We start from the raw sequence: 25,264 nt of genomic DNA on the forward strand, positions 1-25,264 counted from the left end.
TCGCCTCATCCCGGCGGGAGATGACCGGCCAGGGCCTCCAGCACGGCCATGCGCACCGCGACCCCCATCTCGACCTGGTCGCGGATCAGCGACTGGGCCCCGTCCGCGATGTCGGACGCGATCTCGACGCCGCGATTCATCGGGCCGGGATGCAGGACGAGCGCGTCGGGCGCGGCGAGGGCCAGCTTGTCCCCGTCGAGGCCGTAATACCGGAAATACTCCTTCACCGAGGGGACGAAGGAGCCGTTCATGCGCTCGCGCTGAAGGCGCAGCATCATGACGATGTCGCAGCCCGCGAGACCGTCGCGCATGTTGGTGAAGACCTCGACGCCGAAGCGCGCGATGCCGGTCGGCAGCAGCGTCGAGGGGCCGATCACCCGCACCCGGGCGCCGAGCGCCTGGAGCAGGATGATGTTGGAGCGCGCCACCCGCGAATGCAGGACATCGCCGCAGATCGCGACCCGCAATCCCTCGATGCGGCCCTTGCGCCGGCGGATCGTCAGGGCATCCAAGAGGGCCTGCGTCGGGTGCTCGTGGGCGCCGTCACCCGCGTTGACGACGGCGCAATCGACCTTGCGGGCGAGGAGATGCACGGCGCCCGCGGAATGGTGACGCACCACGATGATGTCGGGCCGCATGGCGTTGAGGGTGGCCGCCGTGTCGATCAGCGTCTCGCCCTTCTTCACCGAGGACGAGGCCACCGACATGTTCATCACGTCGGCCCCGAGCCGCTTGCCGGCGAGCTCGAACGAGGCTTGCGTGCGGGTCGAGGGCTCGAAGAACAGGTTGATCTGGGTGCGCCCGCGCAGGGTGGTGCGCTTCTTCTCGACCTGGCGGGACAGGGCGACCGCCGCGTCCGCCCGCGTGAGCAGCGCCTCGATGTCGAGCCGGCTCAAGCCCTCGATGCCGAGCAGGTGCCGGTGCGGGAAGGCGGGGAAGGAGGGCTCTGCGGTCATGCGCGGGTCTTGAGCGTCGGTTCCCCGCTCTTAAGGGGCGCGACCCCGGCCCGGCAAGGCACGGACGGCCGGAGCGGAGGCACCGCGGACGAACCGTCTCGTGCGGTCGTGGCCGAGAGATTTTTTTGATCCTCGCGAGGGCGTGAACGAGAAAACTTTGAACGATCCGGGGATGAGGCCGTTGCCAGCCTATCCGCGGGCCCTGGGGCTCCCGTGCGGTCGCCCCGTGCGATCCGGGAATCCGGTCGGTCCGCAGAGAAGGAAAGGAACCCCATGAACGCTCGACTTCTCCTCACGGCCGGCGCCCTCTCGCTCGGCCTCGGTCTGTCGTCGGGAGCCTTCGCCCAGGGCATGCCGCCCGGCGGCATGGACCCGAGCATGGGCGGCGGCCAGATGCAGCAGGGCCAGATGGGCGACGACATGGGTCAGGAGCAGCGCCCGATGAAGCGCAGCTCCAAGAAGATGAAGAAGCCCATGAAGAGCAAGAAGATGATGAAGTCCCGGCGCATGAACCCGGATTCCGGCATGGGATCCGGCGGCATGGGCGGCCAGATGGGCGGCCAGGGCGGCATGTAACCGCCTCCCGCTTCGGCCCGCCCCGGGTTATGTCCGAACGCCCGTCCGGTTGCTCCGGGCGGGCGTTCCCATGTCGAGCGCCATCAGGGAAGACGGGCCGTGGCCGCAGGAACCGCACGCGCAACGGACGACGTGGTCGAGACGGTGCGCCGCCGCTGGACCTTTCGCCATCCGCTGGTGATCCGGCTCGCGCATTGGATCAACGTGATCTGTCTCGTCATCCTGCTGATGAGCGGGCTGCAGATCTTCAACGCCCATCCGGCGCTCTACTGGGGCGACGCCTCGACCTTCGACCGGCCCTTCGTGGCCATCACCGACGACCAGACCGATGACGGCACCGCCCGCGGCCTCGTCTCCGTGGCGGGCCGGAGCCTCGACACCACCGGCTGGCTCGGCCTGTCGAACCTCAACGGCGAGCCGACGGGGCGGGCGTTTCCGTCCTGGATCACGCTGCCGGCCCACCAGGATCTCGCCACGGGCCGGCGCTGGCACTTCCTGTTCGCCTGGGCCTTCGTGATCAACGGGCTGATCTACCTCGTCTACGGGATCGGCAGCGGGCAGCTTCGCCGCCGCCTCGTCCCCCAGGGCGATCAGTGGCGCGGGCTCGGCAGCGCGATCCGCGAGCACCTGACCCTGCGCTTCCCGGAAGGGCAGGAGGCCAAGCGCTACAACGTCCTGCAGAAGCTCACCTACCTCGTCGTCGTGGCCGGGCTGCTGCCGCTGATGCTCCTCACCGGGCTCGCCATGTCGCCGGGCGTGAACGCCTTGGTGCCGTTGCCCGACCTGTTCGGGGGGCGGCAATCGGCCCGCACGGTTCACTTCCTCGTCATGAACCTGCTGGTGCTGTTCGTGATCGTCCACGTCCTGCTCGTGCTGCTCTCCGGCCTTTGGAACAACCTGCGCGGCATGCTGACGGGCTGGTACGTCATCGAGCGCCGCGCGCTCCCGGCCGTCCCTGGAGACGATCGATGAAGCCCCGCCTCACGACGCCCGCGCCCCACCGCCGGGGTTTCCTCGCCGCCGCCGCGGGCCTGCTCGGTGCCGCGACCCTCGGGGGCTGCGACCGCCTCGCCACGACCCCGTGGGGGCGGCGCGCCCTGCGGGCGGGCGAGGATGCCAACCTGTTCGTGCAGCGCCTCCTGCTGACGCCGGCCGCGCTCGCCCAGGAATTCCCCGATTCCGCGATCTCGCCCTGGTTCAAGCCGAACGGGACGATCGACCCGCAGGACCGGGACTACCGGGCGCTGGCCGCCCGGCGCTTCGAGGGGTGGAGCCTGCGCGTGGACGGGCTGGTGGAGCGTCCGCAGGGCTTCTCCCTCGCCGACCTGCGCGCGCTGCCCGCCCGCACCCAGACGACGCGCCACGACTGCGTCGAGGGCTGGAGCGCCATCGGCCGATGGACCGGTGTGCCGCTCGCCGAGCTGCTGACCCGCGCGGGCCTGAAACCCGAGGCCCGCTTCATCGTGTTCCACTGCGCCGACACGATGGAGTTCGCCGAATCCGACGCGCCGGACTCGGCCAATCCCGACATGACCGTCCGGCCCGAGGGCGCGGAGAACCAGGCGAGCGACTCCAAGGCCGCCGGGGCCGAGGCGCCGGATGCCGACGCGCCGAAGGGCCGGCCGATCCGCTACTACGAGAGCATCGACCTCACCGACGCCTATCACCCGCAGACGATCCTGGCCTACGACCTCAACGGCCAGGCGCTGCCGGTCTCGAACGGGGCCCCGCTGCGCCTGCGGGTCGAGCGCCAGCTCGGCTACAAGCAGGCCAAATACGTCATGCGCATCGAGGTGCGCGACACGTTGGCCGGCATCGGCGACGGCGGGGGCGGCTACTGGGAGGACCGCGGCTACGAGTGGTACGCGGGCATTTGACGACGCGCGGGAGGTCGCGGGCCGATTTGACAACCCGCCGTCCCTCACCCACTTCTGCGCGGCGCGAGCCCCGGCCGTCGACGGATGTCCGATCGGCGCTTGATCCCCAAAACCGTCCCCGCGGTGAGGCTCTGGCGAGAGGCAGAGGTTCATGAAAGTCGTCGTCGTCGAGTCGCCGGCCAAGGCCAAGACGATCAACAAATATCTCGGACAAGACTACGAGGTCCTGGCCTCCTTCGGTCATATCCGCGATCTGCCGGCCAAGGACGGCTCGGTCGATCCGGAGGCCGACTTCGCCATGATCTGGGAGTTGGAGGATCGTGGCTCGAAGCGCGTCTCGGAGATCGCCCGGGCGGTCAAGGGCGCCGAGAAGCTGATCCTCGCCACCGACCCGGATCGCGAGGGCGAGGCGATCTCCTGGCACGTCATCGAGGCGCTCACCGCCCGGAAGGCGCTCAAGGGGATTCCCGTCGAGCGGGTGACCTTCAACGCCATCACCAAGTCGGCCGTCGACGCGGCGATGCGCAAGCCCCGCGAGATCGACCAGGCGCTGGTCGACGCCTATCTCGCCCGCCGGGCGCTCGATTACCTCGTCGGCTTCAATCTCTCCCCGGTCCTGTGGCGCAAGCTGCCGGGCGCGAAGTCGGCCGGCCGGGTCCAGTCGGTGGCGCTGCGCCTCGTGGTCGAGCGCGAGATGGAGATCGAGCGCTTCCGCGCCCGCGAATACTGGTCGATCGTGGCGACGCTCGCGACCGAGAGCGGCGGCGTGTTCGAGGCCCGGCTCGTCGGCGCGGACGGCAAGCGCATCCAGCGCCTCGACATCGGCGACGGCGAGGCGGCGGCGGCCTTCAAGCGCGACCTCGAACTCGCGACCTTCCAGGTGGCCTCCGTCGAGGCCAAGCCCGCCAAGCGCCACCCGCAGCCGCCCTTCACCACCTCGACGCTGCAGCAGGAGGCCTCCCGCAAGCTCGGGATGGCGCCGGCCCAGACCATGCGGGTCGCCCAGAGGCTGTACGAGGGCGTCGATGTCGGCGGCGAGACCGTGGGCATCATCACCTACATGCGGACCGACGGCGTCGACATGGCCCCGGAGGCGATCGCGGATGCCCGCCGGGTGATCGGGAAGGAGTTCGGCGACCGCTACGTGCCGGGTGCGCCGCGCAAGTATTCGGTGAAGGCCAAGAACGCCCAGGAGGCCCACGAGGCCGTGCGCCCGACCGATATGGGCCGGCTGCCCAAATCGATCGCCCGTTTCCTCGAACCCGAACAGGCCAAGCTCTACGACCTGATCTGGACCCGCACGGTCGCGAGCCAGATGGAATCGGCCGAGTTCGAGCGCACCACCGTCGATATCGGCGCCCAGGTCGGCCCCCGCCGGCTGGAGCTGCGCGCCACCGGCCAGGTCGTGACCTTCGACGGCTTCCTCGCCCTCTACCAGGAGGGCAAGGACGACGAGGAGGACGAGGAGGGCAAGCGCCTGCCCGCCATGAAGGCCGGCGACGGGCTGAAGCGCGAGCGCATCGCCTCGACCCAGCACTTCACCGAGCCGCCGCCGCGCTATTCCGAGGCGAGCCTCGTCAAGCGGATGGAGGAGCTCGGCATCGGCCGGCCCTCGACCTATGCCGCCGTGCTCCAGACCCTGCGCGACCGCGAATACGTCCGGATCGAGAAGAAGCGCCTCCAGCCGGAGGACAAGGGCCGGCTCGTCACCGGCTTCCTCGAGAGCTTCTTCAAGCGCTACGTCGAATACGACTTCACCGCGAGCCTGGAGGAGCAGCTCGACCGGGTCTCGAACGCCGAGATCGACTGGCGGACGGTTCTGCGCGACTTCTGGCGCGACTTCTCGGCGGCCATCGGCGGCACCAAGGAACTGCGCGTCACGGACGTCCTGGAGGCGCTGAACGGCCTGCTCGGCCCCCATATCTTCCCGGACAAGGGCGACGGCTCCGACCCGCGCACCTGCCCGACCTGCGGCGCGGGCCAGCTCTCGCTCAAGCTCGGCAAGTTCGGCGCCTTCATCGGCTGCTCGAACTATCCCGAGTGCAAGTATACCCGCCAGCTCTCGGCCTCCGCGGTCGAGGGGGAGGGCGACGGGACCTCCGCGGACGGCACCGGCCAGCCCGGCGTGCGGGTGCTGGGCGAGGACCCAGCGACCGGCCTGCCCGTGACCCTGCGGGACGGGCGCTTCGGCCCGTTCGTGCAGCTCGGCGAGGCGTCGGCCGAGAAGGGCGCCGAGAAGCCCAAGCGCTCCTCGCTCGCCAAGGGGATGAGCCCGGGAAGCGTGACCCTCGACATCGCGCTCCGGCTCCTGTCGCTCCCCCGCGAGGTGGCGCGGCACCCGGAGACCGGCGAGCCGATCCTGGCCAATATCGGCCGCTACGGCCCCTACGTGCAGCACGGGAAGACCTACGCCAATCTCGGCAAGGACGACGACGTGCTGGAGGTCGGCGCCAACCGCGCCATCGACCTCATCGTCGCCAAGGAGCAGGGCGGCGGGCGCGGCCGGGCCGCCGCCGATCCGGGCCGCAGCGTCGGCAAGGATCCGGGCGGGCTCGACCTCGTGGTCAAGGCCGGCAAGTACGGTCCCTATGTCAGCGACGGCTCGGTCAACGCCACCCTGCCGAAATCGATGAGCGCCGACAGCCTGACGCTGGAGCAGGCGATCGACCTCATCAACGCCAAGCGCGCGGCGGGCGGCGGCAAGAAGCCCGTCCGCAAGGCGCCGGCCCGGGGCCGGGCCGCGTCCGCCTCCGCGGAGGCCGGCGCGGAGGCGAAGAAGCCCGCCGCCCGCAAGACGGCGACGAAGGCCGCCGCGGGCAAGGCGACCGCCCCGAAGGCGCCCGCCAAGAAGGTGGGTGCGAAGACGGCGGGTGCGAAGGCGGGGACGAAACCCGTGAGCGCGAAGAAGCAGGCGAGCTGATCGGCCGGCCCGCTCGGTCCCGTCCCCCTCTCCCGCGGTGTGGGGAGAGGCGGGGCGATCAGTCGGCGCGGGCCTGCGGCGCGATCCGCGCCACGATCGCCTCGCGCTCCGCCCGGCTCGCGGCGAGACGGGCCCGCGCGGCGGCCAGGGTGGCCGCGTCCGCGGTCTCGGGACGGCCAGCGTCGAAGGGCGGAGCCGGGGCGTATTCGTGCTGGAGTTGGATCGCCCGGGCGGTGCCCTCGTCGGCGAGTTCGGCGGCGAGCGTCAGGGCGAAATCGATCCCCGCAGTGACGCCGCCGCCGGTGAGGAGGTTGCCGTCGCGCACCACCCGCGCCTCCACCGGGATCGCCCCGAAGGCGGCGAGGAGATCGTGCGCGGCCCAATGCGTGGTGGCCCGCCGGCCCCTGAGGAGCCCGGCGGCACCGAGCACCAGGGCGCCGGTGCAGACGGAGGTGAGGTAGCGGACGCCCGCGGCCTGCCGACGGACGAAGGCGAGGGTCTCCTCATCCTCCATCAGCGCATTGACCCCGGCGCCCCCTGGCACGCAGAGCACATCGAGGGCGGGGCATTCGGCGAAGAGGATCGTCGGCGTCAGGACGAGGCCGGTGGCGCTCGTCACCGGCGCGAGGCTCCGGGCGACGAGATGAACCTGGGCCCCGGGCAGGGACGCCAGAACCTCGTAGGGCCCGGTGAGGTCGAGCTGCTGCACCCGGGGAAAGACGAGGAAGCCGATCTCGATCGCCATGGACCCCTCCCGATGCCGGACCCGTCCGCTCCCCGGCGGCCCGGGACGGGACCGCGGGTCCTCGCCTCTGCCTTCCGGCGGACGAAAGCCCGCGCCGTCGAGAGGTCTTATCGCAGATAGATCACGCTGTAGAGCGAGCCCCGCAGCTCCGCCTCGTCGAGCCAGACGCGGCCAAGCGCACAGCGCTCGCGGATGCCCGGCCGCATCCGGGCGCAATACTCGCCGGTATTGTCCTGCAGATGGTACTGGCAGCGCCCGCCGGCCCTCCGCCGGGCGATGATCGGGCTCGAATGGTCGGCGGCGAGATCCGGATCCTTCGGATCGCGCGCCTCCAGCACGTACCAGGAATAGCCGACCACCGGCAGCCGGCCCCGGTCCAGGGCGTAGTCGATCATCGCCATCAGCCGGTCGCTCCCGGCCGCGAGCGCCGGGTCGCCCCGCTGCGCCCGCTCCATGAAGTCGAGCTGGTTGTCGGCGATCGCCTCCGCGACCGGCAGAAGCGGCACCGGCAGGGGCCGCCGCCGGCAGCGCCCCTCGACATGGGCGATCCAGCCGGCGTTGAAGGCGTCGGTCGCAGGGTCGCGCAGCTTCGCCACGGTCCCGCCGAGACTGCGCCAGCAGATCTTCGGCGCGGCCATGCGGCTGCGCCAGCGCAGGGCGCCGAGGATGCGCAGGTGCTGGCCGTAGCCGTCGTAGGAGGGCAGGTCGCGGTCGGGGCACAGGCCGCCGAGATTGTAGAGGAGGGCGGCGGCGGCCTCCTGCCCGTCCTCCAGCTTGTCGAAATAGGGCTTTCGGAGCGGGTTGCGCTCGCGGCTCGCCTCGGTGTCGTTGCGGCTCTCGGCGATGTCGTCCGCCCAATCGGGGCGGGCGGCGAGGAAGCGCCGCAGGGCGCGGTCGCGGTGGCGGGCGAGGCCCGCCGGGTCGGCGAAGTAGTAGCGCGTGGCGACGTCCAGCGCCGAGACCGTGACGCCGACCCGCTGCGAGATCATGTCGGCGGTGGCGTAGGCGAAGCAGATCGCGCTCTCGCCCTGGCTCATCGGCGAGAGGGCCGGGTTCGGGCTGATGCGGTCGTCGAGGGGATGGGTGCCGGGCCGGCGCCGGGGCGCCCAGACGCGCGCCTCCGCGCAGGTGGCGTTGCGGGCGTTGCGGGCGTAGCGGGGGGCCTCGGGCAGAAGATGGGGATCGTGGGACGCGGCCGGCCCGGCGCCGGTCAGGATCAGCAGGAGCGCGCCGGCCAGCCTGCGGATCACTCCACCACCGTCGGCCCCGCCTCGGTCTCCGTCACCACCGCGTCGGCCCCGCGCACCACCTCGGCGGCGGTGGCCTCGGCCAGCAGCGCGTAGCCGCCATCGGCCATGTGCAACCCGTCGCTGGCGAACAGCTCGGCCCGGGTGAGCCGGCTCTTCGAGATCCAGTCGCGCATCAGCTCGGAGCGGCGGATCACCGGAACGCCGAGTTCGGCCCCGATGGTGCGCACGGCGTCGCGGAAGCGATAGGCGCCCGGCGTCGCATCGAGGGCCGGGCACCATTGCGGCTCCATCAGCACCACGTCGATGCCGGCCTCGCGGATGCGGGCGACCGCCGCCAGGGTCGCCCGGCGGAAATGCTCCAGCGGGACGCCGCGCAGGGGATCGTTGCTGCCGGTCTGCCAGATCACGAGATCGGGCTCGGGCGCGATCACGTCGCGGTCGAGCCGGGCCACCATCTCGTCCACCGCCTCGCCGCCGATGCCGCGATTGTCGACCAGAACCTCGCCGCCGAGCTGCGGCAGCGCCCGGCGCAGCAGGGCTTCGAGCCGGGCCGGATAGGAGGCGGAACGGGTGGTGGCGCCGATCCCTTCCGTCGAGGACGAGCCGAAGGCCACGACCCGCAGCGGCTCGCCCGTGGCGATCCGCTGGGCCACCCGCGGCAGGGTCCCGGGCACCGGGTCCGCGGTCTCGGCGTCCTCGAGGGAGGCGAATTCGGTCGGGAACAGCTCGGCATAGGCGAGCACGGCGGTGGAGGAGAGGGTGAGGGCGACGCCCAGGGCCGCGGCCGCCGGCAGCCAGCGCCGGCCCGCGGCGAGGAGAGCGAGGGCCTGGCTTCGAAGAGGCGTAGGCGTCACGGTCGAGAGCCCCTGCATCCTTGCGCGGGACCGGGTTCGGAGCCCGGCCTCGATCGGCAGGCGGCGCTTGCGGAGGCGGCCCGCACCTGCCGGCGGGCGGCTCCGGGGCGGACGACGCCCGGTGATCGGAGGACACGGGACCGCGCTGGCCCGGAGGGGGCCGGCCACACCGACAGAAAAGCCGGAAATCACCGTGCGATCACTGTGACTTACCGTTTGGTTCCCGTGCGCGCAAACGAAATAAATTGCGGAAAGGTTAATCAGCCTCAAGTCGGATTGTGGATCCAGGGGGTCCGTCACGCCCGCGACAGCAGGGAGACCGCGCCGCTGCCGTGCCGCTCGATCCGTCCCTCGAGCTCGAGGTCGAGCAGCAGGGTGTGGACGACCCGGACGGCGAGGCCGGTCGCGCGGGCGAGGGCGTCGGTGCCGACCGGAACCGGGCTCAGGGCCGCGATCAGGCGGGCGCGGTCATCGGCGGGCTCGGCCGGGTCGGGCGTGTCCAGGCGGGAGACGGGCGCGCAGGCCGCCGCCGGGAGGCGGGCGCCGTCGAGGTCGAGCTCGTCCCAGTAATCCGGCTCGGCCGCGCGATCGGCCCGGTCGTGGACGCCGCCGTCCCGGCCCGTCTCCCCGGAGACGAGGGGCTCGATCACGGCGAGCACGTGCCCGATCTCGGCCACCAGCGTCGCCCCCTGGCGGATCAGGTCGTTGGTGCCCTCCGCCCGCGGATCGAGGGGCGAGCCCGGCACGGCGAAGACCTCGCGGCCCTGCTCCAGGGCGAAGCGGGCGGTGATGAGCGAGCCCGAGCGGCGCGCGGCCTCGACCACGACGGTGCCGAGGCTGAGCCCCGAGATGATCCGGTTGCGCCGGGGGAAATCGCGCCCGCGCGGCACCCAGCCCATCGGCATCTCGGCCACCACGGCGCCGCCCGCCGCCAGGATGTCCTCGACCAGGGCCGTATGGCTGTCGGGATAGATCTTGTCGTGCCCGCCCGCCAGCACGGCCACGGTGCCGCTGGACAGGCTCGCGCGGTGGGCGCGGGCATCGATGCCGCGGGCGAGGCCCGAGACGACGACGAGGCCGGCTTGGCCGAGGCCGAGCGCCAGCCGCTCGGTCATGGCGAGCCCCGCGGCGGAGGCGTTGCGCGAACCCACGACGGCGATGGCGGGCCCGGCCAGGGCCGAGGCCGCGCCGCGCAGGGCGATGAGCGGCGGGGCGGTGTCGGTGGCGTGCAGGCTCTTCGGGTAGGCCGCCTCGCCCATGGCGAGGAAGCGCACGCCGAGGCGGGCGGCGGCGGCCATCTCCCGCTCGGCTTCGGCCCGGGTGGGCGGCAGGGCGCGCTTGCCCGCCCGCGCCGTCAGGTCGGGCAGGGCGTCGAGGGCGGCCGAGGCGCTGCCGAAGCGGTTGATGAGGCCGCGGAAGGTGCGCGGGCCGATCCCGTCCGTGCGGATCAGGCGCAGCCAGTCGAGGCGCTGCGCGTCGGTGAGCTGCATGGACTCTCCCTCGTCCGGGCGAGGGAGGTTCGTCGCGAAACCGTCAGCCCTTCTGCCCGATGCGCCCCTCGGTGCCCGCGGCGAGCCGGCGGATGTTGGGGGCGTGTTTCCACCATATCAGCGCTGCGAGCATGAGGAAGAGCGTTGCAACGTTTCCGTGTCCCAGGGCCCACAGCACGAGCGGCGTGGCGGCCGAGGCGGCCAAGGCGGCGAGCGAGGAGTATTTCAGGGTGAAGGCGAGACCGAGCCAGATCGCCGCGAAGACGAGGAGCCCGAGGGGGCTCAGCGCCAGCAGGATGCCGATGAAGGTCGCGACCCCCTTGCCGCCCTTGAAGCCGAGCCAGACCGGGAAGAGGTGGCCGAGGAAAGCCCCGAGCCCGGCGGCGAGGGCCGGTCCCTCGCCCCAGCGGCTGGCGATCAGCACGGCGACGGTGCCCTTGAGCGCGTCGCCCAGGAGCGTCGCGGCGGCGAGTCCCTTGCGGCCGGTGCGCAGCACGTTGGTGGCGCCGATATTGCCCGAGCCGATCGACCGCACGTCGCCGAGGCCCGCGATCTTGGTGAAGATCAGCCCGAACGGGATCGAACCGAGGAGGTAGCCGAGCGCGAGCCCCGCGGCGAGGAGCGGCCAGCCGGCGTCGAGAAGCGTCGTCATGCGGCGATTTCGAAAAGGTCGGAGCGGTGGACGACCCGGCCGCCGACGAGGGTCAGCACGGCGGCGCCCTGAAGCCGGGCCTCGTCGAAGGGCGAGTTCTTCGAGCGCGACTTCAGCTGCCGCTTGTCGAGGAGGTAGGGCAGGTCGGGGTCGATCAGCACGAGGTCGGCGGGCGCGCCCGGGGCGAGGCGCCCGGCTTCGCGGCCGAGGATCCTCGCGGGGTTGGCCGAGAGGGCCGCCAGCAGCCGGGGCAGGGCGATGTCGCCGGTATGGAGGAGGCGCAGGCTCGCCCCGAGCAGGGTCTCGATGCCGAGCGCCCCGTCGGCGGCCTCGGCGAAGGGCAGGCGCTTGGTCTCCACGTCCTGCGGGTTGTGGTCGGAGACGATCACGTCGATCACCCCCTCGTTGAGCGCGGCGATGACCGCCTGCCGGTCGTCCTCGCGGCGCAGCGGCGGCGAGAGCTTGCAGAAGGTGCGGTAATGGCCGATGTCGCCCTCGTTGAGGACGAGGTTGTTGACCGAGACGCCGCAGGTGACCGGCAGGCCGTCCGCCTTGGCCCGCCGCACGATCGCGACGGAATCGGCGCACGAAATCATCGCCGCGTGGTAGCGCCCTCCGGTCAGGCGTACGAGGCGGATGTCGCGCTCCAGCATGATCGTCTCGGCCTCGCGCGGCACGCCCATCAGGCCGAGGCGGGAGGCCATCTCGCCCTCGTTCATCACGCCTTCCGCCGCGAGGTCCGGCTCCTCGACATGCTGCATCAGCAGAGCGCCGAAATCGCGGGCGTAGGTGAGGGCGCGGCGCATCACCTGGGCGTGGGTCACGGCCTTGAGGCCGTCGGTGAAGGCGACCGCGCCGGCCTCCTGCAGCAGGCCGAACTCGGTCATCTCGCGCCCCGCCAGCCCCTTGGTGATGGCGGCGGCGGGCAGGACGTTGACGCAGGCCGTGTCGCGGGCGCGGCGCAGCACGAAATCGACGATGGCCGGCCCGTCGATGACCGGGTTGGTGTCGGGCATGCAGACCAGCGTCGTCACGCCGCCCGCGGCGGCGGCGGCGCTCGCCGAGGCCAGGGTCTCCCGGTGCTCCGCGCCGGGCTCGCCGACGAAGGCACGCAGGTCGATCAGGCCGGAGGCCAGCACGTGCCCGCCGCAATCGATTCTCTGCGCGCCGTCCGGCGCGCCGGGGGCGGCGCCCCAGGCCAGGTCGGCGATGCGCCCCTCGCGCACCAGCACGGCGCCGGGGCCCGCGCGGCCGGTGGCCGGATCGAGCAGGTGGGCGTTCGAGAGGAGGAGCGGAGCGACTGTCATCGGCCGAGTTCGACGGTTCCCGTGCATTCGCCCCCGCCGAGCCTTGCGCCGGGCGCTTGGCCCGTCGGTAAACCAGTGTCGCGGCCAGAACCAGAGGCTCGGTGGCGGCGGGAGGCCTTCGCGGGCCCGGGCCCCGGCCAGCCCGCCGCTTCGCTCCGGCCTCCGAGCCCGCCGTTGCCGGCCCGCGAAGCCCGGTGCTATAGCCCCGCCGATGCCGGGCGGGGCCTGTCCCGCCGGGCCATGGAACGTGGCACGGGCGGCATGTCGGTCGACGAGAAGACGGTACGGCGCATCGCGCATCTGGCCCGCATCGCGGTCACGGACGAGGAGGTCGGCCCGCTCCAGGGCGAGCTCAACGCGATCCTGGCCTTCGTCGAGCAGCTCGGCGCGGTCGACGTGTCGGGCGTCGAGCCGATGACGTCGGTGACGCCGATGCGGATGAAGAAGCGCGAGGACATCGTGAACGACGGTGGCCGGGCGCGGGACATCGTCGCCAACGCCCCCGACACCGAAGACAATTACTTCCTCGTTCCCAAGGTCGTCGAGTAACCTTTTGGGACCTGGCGGCGCGGTCTCCCGGCTCCGGTGAGAGACCGCGCTCGCGGGATGCGGGCGGCATACGGGACGGCGATCGGGAACGGGCATGACGGCACTCAACGAACTCACCTTGGCCGAGGCCCGCGACGGGTTGAAGGCGAAGCGCTTCTCGGCCCGCGAGATCGCGCAGGCGCATGTCGAGGCGATCGAGCGCGCGGGTGCGCTCAACGCCTATCTGGCGGCGACGCCCGACCGCGCCCTGAAGATGGCCGCGGTCTCGGACGAGAAGATCGCCAAGGGCGAGGCCCGGCCCCTCGAGGGCCTGCCGCTCGGCATCAAGGACCTGTTCTGCACGCAGGGCGTCGCCACCACCGCGGGCTCGAAGATCCTCGAAGGGTTCGAGCCGCATTACGAATCGAACGTCTCGACCCAGCTCTGGCGCGACGGCGCGGTCATGCTCGGGAAGCTCAACCTCGACGAGTTCGCCATGGGCTCGTCGAACGAGACCAGCGCCTACGGCAACACGATCTCGCCCTGGCGCCGCCGGGGATCGGAGGCTGCCCTGGTGCCCGGCGGCTCGTCGGGCGGCTCGGCGGCGGCGGTCGCCGCGCATCTGTGCCTGGGCGCCACCGCCACCGACACCGGCGGCTCGATCCGCCAGCCCGCGGCCCTCACCGGCACCGTCGGCATCAAGCCGACCTACGGGCGCTGCTCGCGCTGGGGCATCATCGCCTACGCCTCCTCCCTCGATCAGGCCGGCCCGATCGCCCGCACGGTGCAGGATTGCGCGATCCTGCTCGGCTCCATGGCCGGGCACGACCCGCGGGACACCACCTCCGTCGATCGGCCGGTGCCGGATTTCGAGGCCGCCGTCTCCCGGGGCGTGAAGGGGCTCACCATCGGCATCCCCCGGGAGTACCGGGTCGAGGGCATGCCCGCCGAGATCCAGCGGCTCTGGGACCAGGGCGCGGAATGGCTGAAGGCGGCCGGCGCGACGATCCGGGAGATCTCGCTGCCGCACACCCCCTACGCCCTGCCGGCCTACTACATCGTCGCCCCGGCGGAGGCCTCCTCGAACCTCGCCCGCTACGACGGCGTGCGCTACGGCCTGCGGGTTCCGGGCAAGGACATCGCCGCGATGTACGAGAACACCCGCGCGGCCGGCTTCGGCCGCGAGGTGAAGCGGCGCATCATGATCGGCACCTACGTGCTCTCGGCGGGCTATTACGACGCCTATTACGTCCGGGCGCAGAAGATCCGCACCCTGATCAAGCGCGACTTCGAGGAGGCCTACGCCTCCGGCATCGACGCGATCCTGACGCCGGCCACCCCGTCATCCGCCTTCGGCATCGGCGAGAAGGCCTCGGCCGACCCGGTCGAGATGTATCTCAACGACGTGTTCACGGTGACCGTGAACATGGCGGGCCTGCCCGGCATCTCCGTGCCGGCGGGGCTCGACGCGCAGGGGCTGCCGCTCGGCCTCCAGCTCATCGGCCGGCCCTTCGACGAGGAAACGCTGTTCGCGGCGGCTCAGACCATCGAGAACGCCGCCGGCCGGACGACCTTGCCGCAGGCGTGGTGGGCGTGAGCCCGGCATGAACGCGCCCCCCGTCGTCCCGGTCTACCCCGTCTCGGTCTGGCTGCTCGCCGGGTTCGATCCCGTCCTGATCGCGGTCGCCTTCATCCTCGGCTGGAAGGCCGACCAGTTCGGCAAGGTCTTCATCGCGGCCATCGCCGCGCTGGCGATCTCGGTGCTGTTCGCCTGGATGGTGACGCGGCTCGGTCTGCCCTGGCCGGCCCCGGTCGCCGCCGACATGCCGACCTTCTTCCCGGTCCGCACGGTCTCGGCCTTCCTGTGGGCGGCAGCGGGCTACGGGGCGCGGCGCCTGCTCAAGCGGGGCTGATCCGGGCTCCGCCCTCCCGGGGATCGAACCCGAGCGGGGCCTGAACCGGCCCGCGGGCGCGGGATCGGCGGACCTCTGCGGGCCGACCGGGCAAGGCCCGGCAACGCCGTCCCCCGATGGCTCCGAAAACACCCCAAAACGCAAAATCCCCGCCGCGGCGCACCGGGGCGGGGGTTTTTGGTCGATCGGCGCCGGGCGGGCGCCGTCGGATTACTTCGGCGCGGCGCTGGCGGCCGGGGCGCCGGGCGCCGGGGCCGCGGAGCCCTGCTCGAGCTTCTTGCGCATCTCGTCGCTGCGCTTCTCCATCTCGGCCTGGAGCTTCTTCTGCTGATCCTCCAGCACCTTCGGGTCGATGGCCGGGCCGTCGAAGGCCTTGCCGAAGCCCGCGAGCGGCACCGCGAAGACGACCTCGCGCTGGGTCTGGTTCTGCACCGAGACGTTGAGGGTGGTGCCCTTCTTGAAGAGGGCGAGCTGCTCGGGCGTGACGGCCGGGATCTCGGCGAAGCAGCCGTTGGGGAAGCAGACGGCGAACTTGCCGGCGCTCGCCTCCTTGCCGTCGATGCTGAAGCGGATGCCCGGGGCGAGCATCAGGCCGAGCGGCAGCAGGAAGCGGGCGACCTTCACCTCCTGCTTGGCCTGCGCGTTCTTCATGTCGTAGAGCGCGACCGCGAGCACCGGCTGGCCGGAATCCGACACGAAGTCGCGGGTGGTGTAGCAGACGTCGGTGCCCGACGCGTTGTCCTTGCCGCACACCTTCGTCCAGTCCGCCTGGCTCGGCTCGGACTTCACGTTGATGATCTGCGGACCGGCATTCTGGGCCTGCTGCGCCTGGTTCGCGGCGGGGGTGGCGGGCTGGCTCTGGGCGGGGGCGGGGGCGGCCGGCTTCTTCGCGGGCGTCTGAGCGACGGCGGCCCCGCCGAGACCGGCCCCGAGGCCCGCCATCGCGAGGAACGCGGCGACGCGCAGCGGACGCGCGGTAGGCGCGCACGCCCACTTGGCCATGGAAGTCTTGGCAAAGAACATCGGCGTTATGACCCCTTCAACGAATGGCGCGTAGAACTTCGGCCCGGATACGTCGCCACGATCTGGCGGTGCGATCGGCCTCGTGGAACGGCGGCCCGCCCCCTCGATCCGGGGCGCGGGCCTCTTCGGGCCTCTTGCGGAGGCACGCCGCGCCATCCGGCGCGGTGCGGGCCCAGCACGATCCTCGTCCGACGAGCGGGCCGCCTGCTTTCCCCTCGAATGAGGCGAAGGCATGACGCCTGCGCCGTACACGCCCGCGCGCCGCGCCTCAAGCGCGCCGGGACGCGCAGGCCCCGGCGCAGTGCGGATCCCGGACGGTCAGTCCTTCACGACCACCTTCGTGCCGACCCGGACCCGGTCGTAGAGATCGACCACGTCCTTGTTGGTCATGCGGATGCATCCCGAGGAGACCGCGGCGCCCATCGTCTCCGGCTCGTTGGAGCCGTGGATGCGGTAGAGCGAGGAGCCGAGATACATCGCCCGCGCCCCGAGTGGGTTGTCCTGGCCTCCGGCCATGTAGCGGGGCAGATCGGGGCGGCGGGCGAGCATCTGCGCCGGGGGGCGCCAATCCGGCCATTCCTTCTTGCCCGTCACCGTCTTGGTGCCCGACCACGAGAAGCCGCGCCGGCCCACGCCGACGCCGTAGCGGATCGCCGCGCCGCCGCCGAGCACGTAGTAGAGCCGCCGCTGGGCGGTCGAGACCACGATGGTGCCGGGCTTCTCCTTGCCGGCATAGGCGACCGTCTCCCGGGGGATGGCCTGGGTCTTGAAGACGTTGAGGAAGTCGGCGATCGGCCCGCTGTCGAGCGGGTTGGCGCGGGTCGGGCCCGGCGCGGCGGCGAGGGCGCCGGCGAGGGCGAAGGCCGCGGCGAGGCGCGGCAGCGAACGGTGCGACAAAGGAGGTCCTCCTCGAAAGGCCGGCCCGGCGCGCGGGCGCGGCCGGGTCGTACCGGGTCGGGTCGTGCCGGGTCGGGCTTGAGGCCCGCAGTTCTGGCCCGGCTGTCTGGCCCGGTTGTCTGGACTGCCCGGCGCGGCAGGAGGAAGGCGGAAGCGTGGGATTTGGGCCACATCCGTCCCGAATGGGACGCGGCCATGCGACCGGGAAGCGACGGTTCGTTAACCGGACGGGCGGATCCTGCGGCGGGAAAGCCCTGCGCCGTGAGGCTGTTGTGGGAGAGCGTCCGTCTCCCGCCGCCCGGAAAGGCCAGAATGTCGCAGTCGATTGAACGGAGCGGTGGCTCCCCCCACAATCCGGTCACCGTGACGCTGATGACCCGCACTGCCCGCCCTCACCGTACGCGAACAGGCCTGCCGACCCGCCTTGTCCTGTCCGCTTTGGTCGGGCTCCTGAGCCTGCTCGCCGTGCTCGGCCTGCCGGCCGAGGCGACGGCCTTCGCCTCCGGCCCCCGCGACGAGACCGCCTTCGAGCACCGTCCGACGGGCGAGCCCGCGACGCGCCTGCGGATCGAACGCCCCGCCGCCGACATCGACGAGACCGAGACCCACGGCCGCCTCGCCGCGGCCGCGACCGGCCCCGCTTCGGTGGGCCTCGCCGCTGGCCGCCGCCCATCCTCCGACCGCTCTCCCGGCGAGGCCGATGACGTGCGGCCCGAGCGCCCACCCCGGGGCTGAGCCGCTTCGTTGCGGCCGTGTGTCCCGGCCTCCCGGCATTCCGATCCCGATCCGTCGCGGGAATGCCAAACTTCGCCGTCAGGATGAGATCCGAACCGTGACCGGCCGCACGCCTACGCGGCCTCCACGGATGCTTTCGGCATCCTCCCGTACGGGCCTCCGGCGCGTGTCGCCGTCGTCTTGGCCCGGCGATTGCCACGGCCTGCGTGCCCGCTTCCGGGCTCGGCCGTGATCCCAGACCCGATGCCGCCTCCGCGAGGAGGGCCGGAGCGCGTCGAGCGTATCGTTAGGAGCGACCCCACCGTGACGCCGTCCCCCCACTCGCCCAGCCCGATTCCCGGCCCTGCCGGACGCGAGGCCGGGCGCAGCCGTTCCCCCTGGACCCTGTCGGCCACCCTCCTGGTCAGCGCCGTGATGGCCGCGGTCTCCGCCTGCAACGAGCAGAAGGCCGCCGCGCCGGTGCCGCTCCCGACGCCCGAGGTCAGCGTGGTGACGGTCAAGCCGCAGCCGATTCCCTATGTCCGCGACCTGCCCGGCCGCGTCGCGCCCATGCGCATCGCCGAGGTGCGCTCCCGCGTCTCCGGCCTCGTGGTCAAGCGCCTTTTCGAGCAGGGCAGCCAGGTCAACGAGGGCGACGTCCTCTACAAGATCGATCCGGCCCCCTATCAGGTCGACCTCGCCAGCGCCGAGGCGACCCTGGCCAACCGGGAGGCCGCCCTGGTGCTGGCCAACCAGCAGGCCGATCGCCTGGAGACCCTGCTCGCCCGCAACACCGCGAGCCAGGCGCAGTACGACACGGCGTTCGCCGCCAAGAAGCAGGCCGAGGCGGAGGTCGCCGGCGCCAAGGCCTCCCGCGACCGGGCCAAGCTCAACCTGTCCTGGACCGACGTGCGCGCGCCGATCTCCGGCCGCATCGGCCGGGCCCTGCTCACCGAGGGCACCCTGATCGAATCCGGCACGACCGGCGTGCTCGCGACGATCCAGCAGCTCGATCCGATCTATGTCGACATCACCCAGTCGGTGGGCGAGCTGAACAAGCTGCGCCGCGACATCGCCTCGGGCGAGCTGTCGAAACTCAGCCACGACACCGCCAACGTCCACCTCATCATGGATGACGGCACCCTCTACGGCTCGGCCGGCCGCCTCCTGTTCTCCGACGTGACCGCGGATCCGAGCACCGGGCAGGTGACGCTGCGGGTGCAGTTCCCCAACCCGCACAACGAGCTGTTCCCCGGCATGTATGTCCGCGCGCGGATCAAGCAGGGCATCGATTCGGACGCCATCGCCGTGCCGCAGCAGGCGATCCAGCGCACCAGCGACGGCAAGCCCGAGGTCTGGGTCGTCAAGGAGGACAACCGGGTCATGCTCCAGCCCGTGGAGGTCGGCCCGGTGGTCGGCGGCAACTGGCTGATCCGCGAGGGCCTGGAGGCCGGCCAGAAGGTCGTGGTCGAGGGCTTCCAGAAGATCGTCGCCGGCACCGAGGTGAAGTCCGTGCGCTGGAAGACCGAGGTCTCCCCGGACGCCGGCAAGCCGGTCGATGCCGACAGCCACGACACCGACGGCCACGAGACCGGGACGCAGGGACGGGACGATTCCGCCGCCACCGGCTCGGTCGCCCAGCCGGTGGCCCAGTTCCAGGACTGAGGCCTTGCGACACTGACGTGTTGCGCATGGGCGCATCTCCCCGGCGAGCGACCCGCGCTCGTCCGGCCGGAGCGGTGCGCCGCAGGATCCTCGCGCCCTCGGCGGACCTCCGGGCCCGCCGCTCTTCCGACGCTTGACAGGACGCCCCGAGCCCCATGGCCCGTTTCTTCATCGACCGCCCGGTCTTCGCCTGGGTCGTCGCGCTGTTCATCATCCTGGGTGGCGCGCTCTCGATCCCGATGCTGCCGGTGGCGCAGTATCCGGTGATCGCCCCCCCCTCGATCGCGCTGTCGACCGCCTTCCCCGGCGCCTCGGTGGAGAGCCTCTACACGGGCACGACGCGGCTCATCGAGGATGAGCTGAACGGGGCCGCCAACATCATGAGCTTCGAGTCGACCACCGACTCCTTCGGCTCGATCAACATCACGGCGACCTTCGAGCCCGGCACCGACCCGGCCCTCGCCTCGGTCGAGGTCCAGAACCGGCTGAAGCGCGTCGAGGCGCGCCTGCCGGCGGAGGTGCGCCAGAACGGCATCCTCGTGGAGGAGGCCTCCGCGGCGACCCTCAACATCATCACCCTGGTCTCGACCGACGGGAAGATGGACGAGATCGGGCTTGGCGACTTCCTGATGCGGAACGTGCTGAACGAGATCCGGCGCATCCCCGGCGTCGGCCGCGCGACCCTCTACTCGACCGAGCGCTCCCTGCGCGTCTGGGTCGATCCGGACAAGCTGCGGGGCCTCTCACTCACGCCCGACGACGTGACCGAGGCGATCCGCAACCAGAACATCCAGATCGCCTCCGGCGCCGTCGGCGCCCAACCGAGCCCGGTCGAGCACGCCACCTTCGCGCCGATCATCGTGAAGGGGCAGCTCAGCACCGTGGACGATTTCGGCGCCATCGTGCTGCGGGCCAATCCCGACGGCTCCAACGTGCGCCTGCGCGACGTGTCGCGGATCGAACTCGGCGGCGACGCCTACCAGTTCTCCACCCGCCTCAACGGCGGCGAGGCGGCCGGCATCTCGGTGACGCTCGCCCCCGACGGCAACGCCCTCGAGACCGCGGGCGCCATCCGGGCCAAGATGGAGGAGCTGTCGCAGTTCTTCCCGCCGGGCCTCAAGTGGGACATCCCCTACGACATCACCCCGGCCGTGAAGGCCTCGATCAAGAAGGTCATGATGACCCTGGTCGAGGCGGTGGCGCTGGTCTTCGTCGTGATGTTCCTGTTCCTGCAGAACATCCGCTACACCCTGATCCCGACCATCGTCGTGCCGATCGCCCTGATGGGCACCGTGACCGTGATGCTGCTCGCCGGCTTCTCGGTGAACGTGCTGACGATGTTCGGAATGGTGCTGGCCATCGGCATCCTCGTCGACGACGCCATCGTCGTCGTCGAGAACGTCGAGCGCATCATGGCCGAGGAAGGGCTCCCGCCGAAGGAGGCCACCCGCAAGGCGATGAGCCAAATCACCGGCGCGATCATCGGCATCACCCTGGTGCTGGTCGCCGTGTTCATCCCGATGGCGTTCTTCCCCGGATCGGTCGGCATCATCTACCGCCAGTTCTCGATCGCGATGGTGACCTCGATCGGCTTCTCGGCGCTGCTCGCCCTGTCGCTGACGCCCGCGCTCTGCGCCACCTTCCTCAAGCCCGTCGGACCCGGTCACGGCCACGCCAAGACCGGCTTCTTCGGCTGGTTCAACCGGATCGTCGACCGCGAGACCGCCCGCTACGGCCGCGGCACGGCCTGGTGCATCAAGAAGTCCGGCCGGGTGATGGTGATCTACCTCGCCATCGTCGCCGGCACCGGCCTCGCCTTCATGCGCCTGCCCGAGGGCTTCCTGCCGATCGAGGACCAGGGCTTCTTCACGGTCGACATCCAGACCCCGCCCGGCGCCTCGTTCAACCGGACCCAGGCCGCCGTGCGCAAGGTCGAGGAGCACCTTCTGGCGCAGCCCGGCGTGGCCACCGTGACCATGCTCAACGGCTTCTCCTTCTCGGGCCAGGGGCCGAACCTCTCCCAGGCCTTCGTGACGCTGAAGCCCTGGTCGGAGCGCGACGCGGCGAACTCCGCCACCGCCCTCGTGGCCGGCACCAACACGGCGCTCGTCGGCTACCGGGACGCCATCATCGACGCCCAGGAGCCGCCGCCGGTGGACAATCTCGGCAATGCGGCGGGCTTCTCGTTCCGCCTCCAGGACCGCGCCCAGAAGGGCTACTCGGCGCTCACGGCCGCGGAGGCGCAGCTGCTGGCGCTGGCCAAGCAGAGCCCGATCCTCAAGGCGGTCAAGATCGAGGGCCTGCCGCCGACGCCGGAGGCCGAGCTCGTCATCGACCGCGAGAAGGCCGCCGCGCTCGGCGTCAAGTTCGAGGACATCAACGCCGCGATCCAGGTCAATCTCGGCTCGGTCTACACCAACGACTTCCCGAACCGCGGCAAGATGCAGCGCGTCTATGTCCAGGCCGAACAGTTCCAGCGGATGCAGGCGACCGACATCCTGAACTACGCGGTGAAGAACAACCAGGGCACCATGGTGCCGATGTCCTCCTTCGCCGATCTGAAATGGAGCATGGGCCCGAGCCAGATCGTCGGCTTCAACGGCTACCAGTCGGTGCGCTTCACTGGCGAGCCGAAGCCCGGCTACACCTCGGGCGAGGCGATCAGTGAGATGGAGCGGCTGATGCAGCAGCTGCCCAAGGGCTTCGGCCATGTCTGGACCGGACAATCGCTGCAGGAGAAGCAGGCGGGCTCCCAGGCCTCGCTGTTGCTGGCCCTCTCGGTGCTGATCGTGTTCCTGTGCCTGGCCGCGCTCTACGAGAGCTGGTCGATCCCGTTCTCGGTGCTGCTCGTCATCCCCCTCGGCGTGATCGGCTCGGTGGCCGCGGTCTATCTCCGGGAGATGCCCAACGACGTCTACTTCAAGATCGGGCTCATCACGATCATCGGCCTGTCGGCCAAGAACGCGATCCTGATCGTGGAATTCGCCAAGGATCTCTGGAAGCCCGGCACCGACCTCGTCCAGGCGACGCTCCAGGCGGCGACCTTGCGCTTCCGCCCGATCGTGATGACCTCGCTCGCCTTCATCTTCGGCGTGGTGCCGCTCGCCATCGCCACGGGGGCCGCCTCGAAGAGCCAGCAGGCGATCGGCACCGGCGTGATGGGCGGCATGATCTCGGCCACCGTGCTGGCAGTGTTCTTCGTGCCGGTGTTCTTCGTGGTGGTGATGCGCCTGTTCAAGGCGAAGGAGGTCGCCGCAAGCGCGGAGGCCGAGGCCGCGCCGACCGCCGCGCCCGGGGCGTCGCACCCGGCGCCGCACGGGCATTCGATGCCCGCGGAGTAACCGGATCGGCGGCGCGGCGGGCCTCCAGGCCGGGCCGCGCCCGCTGGCCCGCGAGCCGGGCCAGGGGCCGCTCCCGGCATGGCGCCGGAACGACAGCATCCGCATGCAACCAACGCCCGGGACGGCGCGTTTCGCAGTCCCGCAACGGACATGGACAGTCCTCGGACCGTTCAGTGTTCGTTAACGGTGTTTCGGCGGCAAAGGCGTTGGATTGCGTGAGTCACGGTGACGAAACGCACCGCGCCATCCCGGTGAAACAGATTAGGAGTTACTTAACGAATGGGGCGGCCGAGAGGAGCCGCCGATGGAGTTCAGGCCATGAGCCAGCGCATCGAAGACATCAAGTTCATGGCGACGATGACCTTCGTCACCCTGTTCGGCACCTGCCTGACCGCTCTGTTCGGCTGATGTCAGGGGAGCACAGCCCTCCCTTGATCGAACAAATCCGTTAAGAAGCCGCATCCATCGCTCCCGCGGACGGGGGCGCCCATCGGGGACACTCTCCCCCCGGCCTGGAAGCGGCAGCGTTGCGACAGATCCATCTCATCGGCATCGGCACGGGCAATCCGGAGCACCTGACGATCCAGGGCATCCGGGCGCTCAACGCCACCGACGTGGTCTTCCTCCTCGACAAGGGGGAGGCCAAATCCGGCCTGACGGCGGTCCGCCGGATGATCTGCGAGCGCTACATCGAGCGGCCCGGGCCCCGCTTCGTCGAAGCGCCCGATCCCGAGCGCGACCGGATGCCCGCCGATTACCGCGGGGCCGTCGCCGACTGGCACGCCGCCCGCGCGCGCCTCTACGAGAGCCTGATCGCCACCCATCTCGCGGAGGGGCAGAGCGGCGCCTTCCTGGTCTGGGGCGACCCCTCCCTCTACGACAGCACCCTGCGCATCCTCGACCGGGTGCGCGCCGGGGGACGCCTCGCCTTCGCGGTCTCGGTCGTGCCCGGCATCACCAGCGTCCAGGCTCTGGCGGCGAGCCACCGGATTCCACTGCACCATATCGGCGAGCCCGTGCGGATCACGACCGGCCGGCGCCTGCGCGACGAGGGCCTCCCGCCCGGCCCCGGCGCCACGGTGGTGATGCTCGACGGCGACCCGCGCTTCGAGGGGCTCGACCCCGACCTGACGATTTACTGGGGTGCCTATCTCGGCACGCCCGACGAGATCCTGGAGGCCGGCCGCCTCGGCGACGTGGCCGACGCGATCCGCCGGACGCGGGAGCAGGCCCGTGCCCGCCACGGCTGGATCATGGACCTCTACCTGCTGCTCCGCCCCGACATCTGAGGGCTCCGCCCCCGCGACAGATTGTCAGAGGCGGGGAGCACGCTCGCCGAACCGCGCGCCCCCCGAGGGTTTCGTTCCGCCGATCACGGCCCGGGCGAGACGGTCCGTCTCCGGTCGCGATTCCGCCCTGGCAGAGGCCTTGCTTCGCCGCTCGGGCAAGCGACACTGGACAGGTCGGACAACGATCCGAACCATGGGGGCGCGTGATGGCGGCTGGCTCGGGGCGTGCCCTGCGCGGCATGAGGCCTGTCCGGATCGGACTCGGGGGCCTGGCCCTAGCGGCCGGGCTCACCCTGGCGCTCGCGGGCGGGCACGGACCGCACCGGGCGGCGGTCGATCCGGGGGTCCGCGGCCTCGTCCCGCCCTTGGCCCCCCCGCCCGAGGGAACACCCACCCGCATCACCCTCGGCCCCGGCGGGCGCGACGTGCGTCTCTCGGGCGAATTGACCGAGGGCGCCGCCGACCGCCTCGCCCGGCTCCTCGCGGCGAACGGGGCGGTGGAGCGCCTCCATCTCACCAGCGAGGGCGGCCTCGTCGACGAGGGCGCCGCCATCGGCGACCTGGTCGCCCGCCACGGCCTCGTCACCTACGTGCCGGATTACTGCGTCTCGGCCTGCACCCTCGCCTTCGTGCGCGGGCATGCGCGCCTCATCCTCGAGGGGGCGCGGCTCGGCTTTCATGCGCCCTACGAGGCGGGCCCGTTCGGGATCGAGATCGCGGCCGACAGCGCGCCCGAACGCGCCGCCTATCTCGCGGCCGGCCTCGATCCCGCCTTCGTCGAGGCCGCCCTCGCGGTCCGGCCCGACGACCTGATGATCCCCGACACCGCCCGGCTCCTGGCGGCGCGGGTCGCCACGGGCGTGGTCGCGGCGGATGTCTTCCCCGATTCGACCCTGGACGAGGGGGACGATCCCGAGCGCGCCCGCGCCGCGGTGCTGCGCGACGTGCCGCTGCTGGGCGATCTGGAGGCCCGGGCGCCGGCCGCCGTCCGGGCGATCGCCGAACGCTACCGCGCGGCCTATGGCGAGGGCCGCTCGGAGCGTGAAGCGTTCGACGCGGTGCGGCGCCGGGCGGCCCAGGCGATCGCGGACGCCCTGCAGGAGGCCCCGGCGGTCGATCGCGTCGCCCTCGGCCGGCTGGCCCTGCGGGCGCTGGAACGGACCGGGGCCGCGGGGGAGGGCGCTTGCGCGGCGGCGGGTGGTGGGATCGGCGTCCTCCTGATCCGCGGCGGGCTCGGCGAGGCCGGACGCTCCACGGCCCGGGCGAT

At 71.6% G+C, this 25,264-nt stretch carries 21 protein-coding genes; 12 read left to right on the top strand and 9 right to left on the bottom strand.

Features of this window, described 5'->3' with window-relative positions; genetic code table 11:
* Positions 1-5 precede the first annotated feature (5 nt).
* On the bottom strand, positions 6-956 hold the full coding sequence (locus tag LW587_RS11800; RefSeq protein WP_232629787.1) for an aspartate carbamoyltransferase catalytic subunit: 951 nt from the start codon (positions 954-956) through the stop codon (positions 6-8).
* A gap of 273 nt (positions 957-1,229) precedes the next feature.
* Here LW587_RS11800 and LW587_RS11805 point away from each other — a divergent pair, with 273 nt between their 5' ends.
* From LW587_RS11805 to topA, 4 genes are all read left to right on the top strand, one after another.
* Entirely contained in the window at positions 1,230-1,532 is a 303-nt protein-coding gene (locus tag LW587_RS11805) for a hypothetical protein (protein WP_232629788.1), read from the top strand.
* A 99-nt stretch (positions 1,533-1,631) separates the two neighbouring features.
* Positions 1,632-2,504, top strand: coding sequence for a cytochrome b/b6 domain-containing protein (locus LW587_RS11810; protein ID WP_232629789.1), 873 nt, complete (start codon positions 1,632-1,634; stop codon positions 2,502-2,504).
* A complete protein-coding gene (locus LW587_RS11815) occupies positions 2,501-3,409 on the top strand; it encodes a molybdopterin-dependent oxidoreductase (RefSeq protein ID WP_232629790.1) in 909 nt (302 codons plus the stop codon). Before LW587_RS11810 ends, LW587_RS11815 begins: the two co-directional genes overlap by 4 nt.
* 151 nt (positions 3,410-3,560) lie before the next feature.
* Positions 3,561-6,329 (top strand): type I DNA topoisomerase, encoded by a 2,769-nt coding sequence (gene topA, locus LW587_RS11820; RefSeq protein WP_232629791.1) that lies wholly within the window; start codon positions 3,561-3,563, stop codon positions 6,327-6,329.
* A gap of 58 nt (positions 6,330-6,387) precedes the next feature.
* On the opposite strand, the gene LW587_RS11825 is transcribed toward topA, so the two are convergent.
* The 6 genes from LW587_RS11825 to LW587_RS11850 form a co-directional block, all read right to left on the bottom strand.
* On the bottom strand, positions 6,388-7,074 hold the full coding sequence (locus tag LW587_RS11825; RefSeq protein ID WP_232629792.1) for a DJ-1/PfpI family protein: 687 nt from the start codon (positions 7,072-7,074) through the stop codon (positions 6,388-6,390).
* A gap of 107 nt (positions 7,075-7,181) precedes the next feature.
* A complete protein-coding gene (locus tag LW587_RS11830; RefSeq protein WP_232629793.1) occupies positions 7,182-8,324 on the bottom strand; it encodes a hypothetical protein in 1,143 nt (380 codons plus the stop codon).
* Entirely contained in the window at positions 8,321-9,178 is an 858-nt protein-coding gene (locus LW587_RS11835) for an SGNH/GDSL hydrolase family protein (protein WP_232629794.1), read from the bottom strand. The genes LW587_RS11830 and LW587_RS11835 overlap by 4 nt, the downstream gene beginning before the upstream one ends.
* Before the next feature lie 296 nt (positions 9,179-9,474).
* Complete coding sequence (gene dprA / locus LW587_RS11840) at positions 9,475-10,668, bottom strand: DNA-processing protein DprA (protein WP_232629795.1); 1,194 nt, start codon at positions 10,666-10,668, stop codon at positions 9,475-9,477.
* Positions 10,669-10,711: 43 nt separating this feature from the next.
* A complete protein-coding gene (gene plsY, locus LW587_RS11845) occupies positions 10,712-11,320 on the bottom strand; it encodes a glycerol-3-phosphate 1-O-acyltransferase PlsY (RefSeq protein ID WP_232629796.1) in 609 nt (202 codons plus the stop codon).
* Entirely contained in the window at positions 11,317-12,627 is a 1,311-nt protein-coding gene (locus tag LW587_RS11850; RefSeq protein ID WP_232629797.1) for a dihydroorotase, read from the bottom strand. The genes plsY and LW587_RS11850 overlap by 4 nt, the downstream gene beginning before the upstream one ends.
* A 261-nt stretch (positions 12,628-12,888) precedes the next feature.
* Here LW587_RS11850 and gatC point away from each other — a divergent pair, with 261 nt between their 5' ends.
* From gatC to LW587_RS11865, 3 genes are all read left to right on the top strand, one after another.
* Positions 12,889-13,176: an Asp-tRNA(Asn)/Glu-tRNA(Gln) amidotransferase subunit GatC gene (gatC, locus tag LW587_RS11855; RefSeq protein WP_232629812.1), complete on the top strand. Its 288-nt coding sequence runs from the start codon at positions 12,889-12,891 to the stop codon at positions 13,174-13,176.
* Between the two features lie 94 nt (positions 13,177-13,270).
* Complete coding sequence (gatA, locus tag LW587_RS11860) at positions 13,271-14,752, top strand: Asp-tRNA(Asn)/Glu-tRNA(Gln) amidotransferase subunit GatA (protein WP_232629798.1); 1,482 nt, start codon at positions 13,271-13,273, stop codon at positions 14,750-14,752.
* A gap of 7 nt (positions 14,753-14,759) precedes the next feature.
* The gene (locus LW587_RS11865; RefSeq protein ID WP_232629799.1) at positions 14,760-15,068 is read left to right on the top strand and encodes a hypothetical protein; all 309 of its coding nucleotides are present in this window, start codon (positions 14,760-14,762) and stop codon (positions 15,066-15,068) included.
* Positions 15,069-15,278: 210 nt separating this feature from the next.
* On the opposite strand, the gene LW587_RS11870 is transcribed toward LW587_RS11865, so the two are convergent.
* Positions 15,279-16,091, bottom strand: a complete 813-nt coding sequence (locus LW587_RS11870) for an invasion associated locus B family protein (protein WP_232629800.1) — start codon at positions 16,089-16,091, stop codon at positions 15,279-15,281.
* 318 nt (positions 16,092-16,409) lie between these two features.
* Positions 16,410-16,988, bottom strand: a complete 579-nt coding sequence (locus LW587_RS11875; RefSeq protein ID WP_232629801.1) for a L,D-transpeptidase — start codon at positions 16,986-16,988, stop codon at positions 16,410-16,412.
* 312 nt (positions 16,989-17,300) lie between these two features.
* Here LW587_RS11875 and LW587_RS11880 point away from each other — a divergent pair, with 312 nt between their 5' ends.
* The 5 genes from LW587_RS11880 to LW587_RS11900 all read left to right on the top strand — a co-directional run.
* Positions 17,301-17,723, top strand: coding sequence for a hypothetical protein (locus tag LW587_RS11880; protein ID WP_232629802.1), 423 nt, complete (start codon positions 17,301-17,303; stop codon positions 17,721-17,723).
* A gap of 303 nt (positions 17,724-18,026) precedes the next feature.
* Positions 18,027-19,367 (top strand): efflux RND transporter periplasmic adaptor subunit, encoded by a 1,341-nt coding sequence (locus LW587_RS11885; RefSeq protein WP_232629803.1) that lies wholly within the window; start codon positions 18,027-18,029, stop codon positions 19,365-19,367.
* 155 nt (positions 19,368-19,522) lie between these two features.
* On the top strand, positions 19,523-22,708 hold the full coding sequence (locus LW587_RS11890; RefSeq protein WP_232629804.1) for a multidrug efflux RND transporter permease subunit: 3,186 nt from the start codon (positions 19,523-19,525) through the stop codon (positions 22,706-22,708).
* 527 nt (positions 22,709-23,235) lie between these two features.
* Positions 23,236-23,997 (top strand): precorrin-6A synthase (deacetylating), encoded by a 762-nt coding sequence (cobF, locus tag LW587_RS11895; RefSeq protein WP_232629805.1) that lies wholly within the window; start codon positions 23,236-23,238, stop codon positions 23,995-23,997.
* 206 nt (positions 23,998-24,203) lie between these two features.
* On the top strand, positions 24,204-25,264 hold a 1,061-nt coding region (locus LW587_RS11900), incomplete at its 3' end, for a hypothetical protein (protein WP_232629806.1).

Origin of the sequence: Methylobacterium sp. Leaf118, from assembly GCF_920984675.1 — a bacterium.
Lineage (GTDB): Bacteria > Pseudomonadota > Alphaproteobacteria > Rhizobiales > Beijerinckiaceae > Methylobacterium.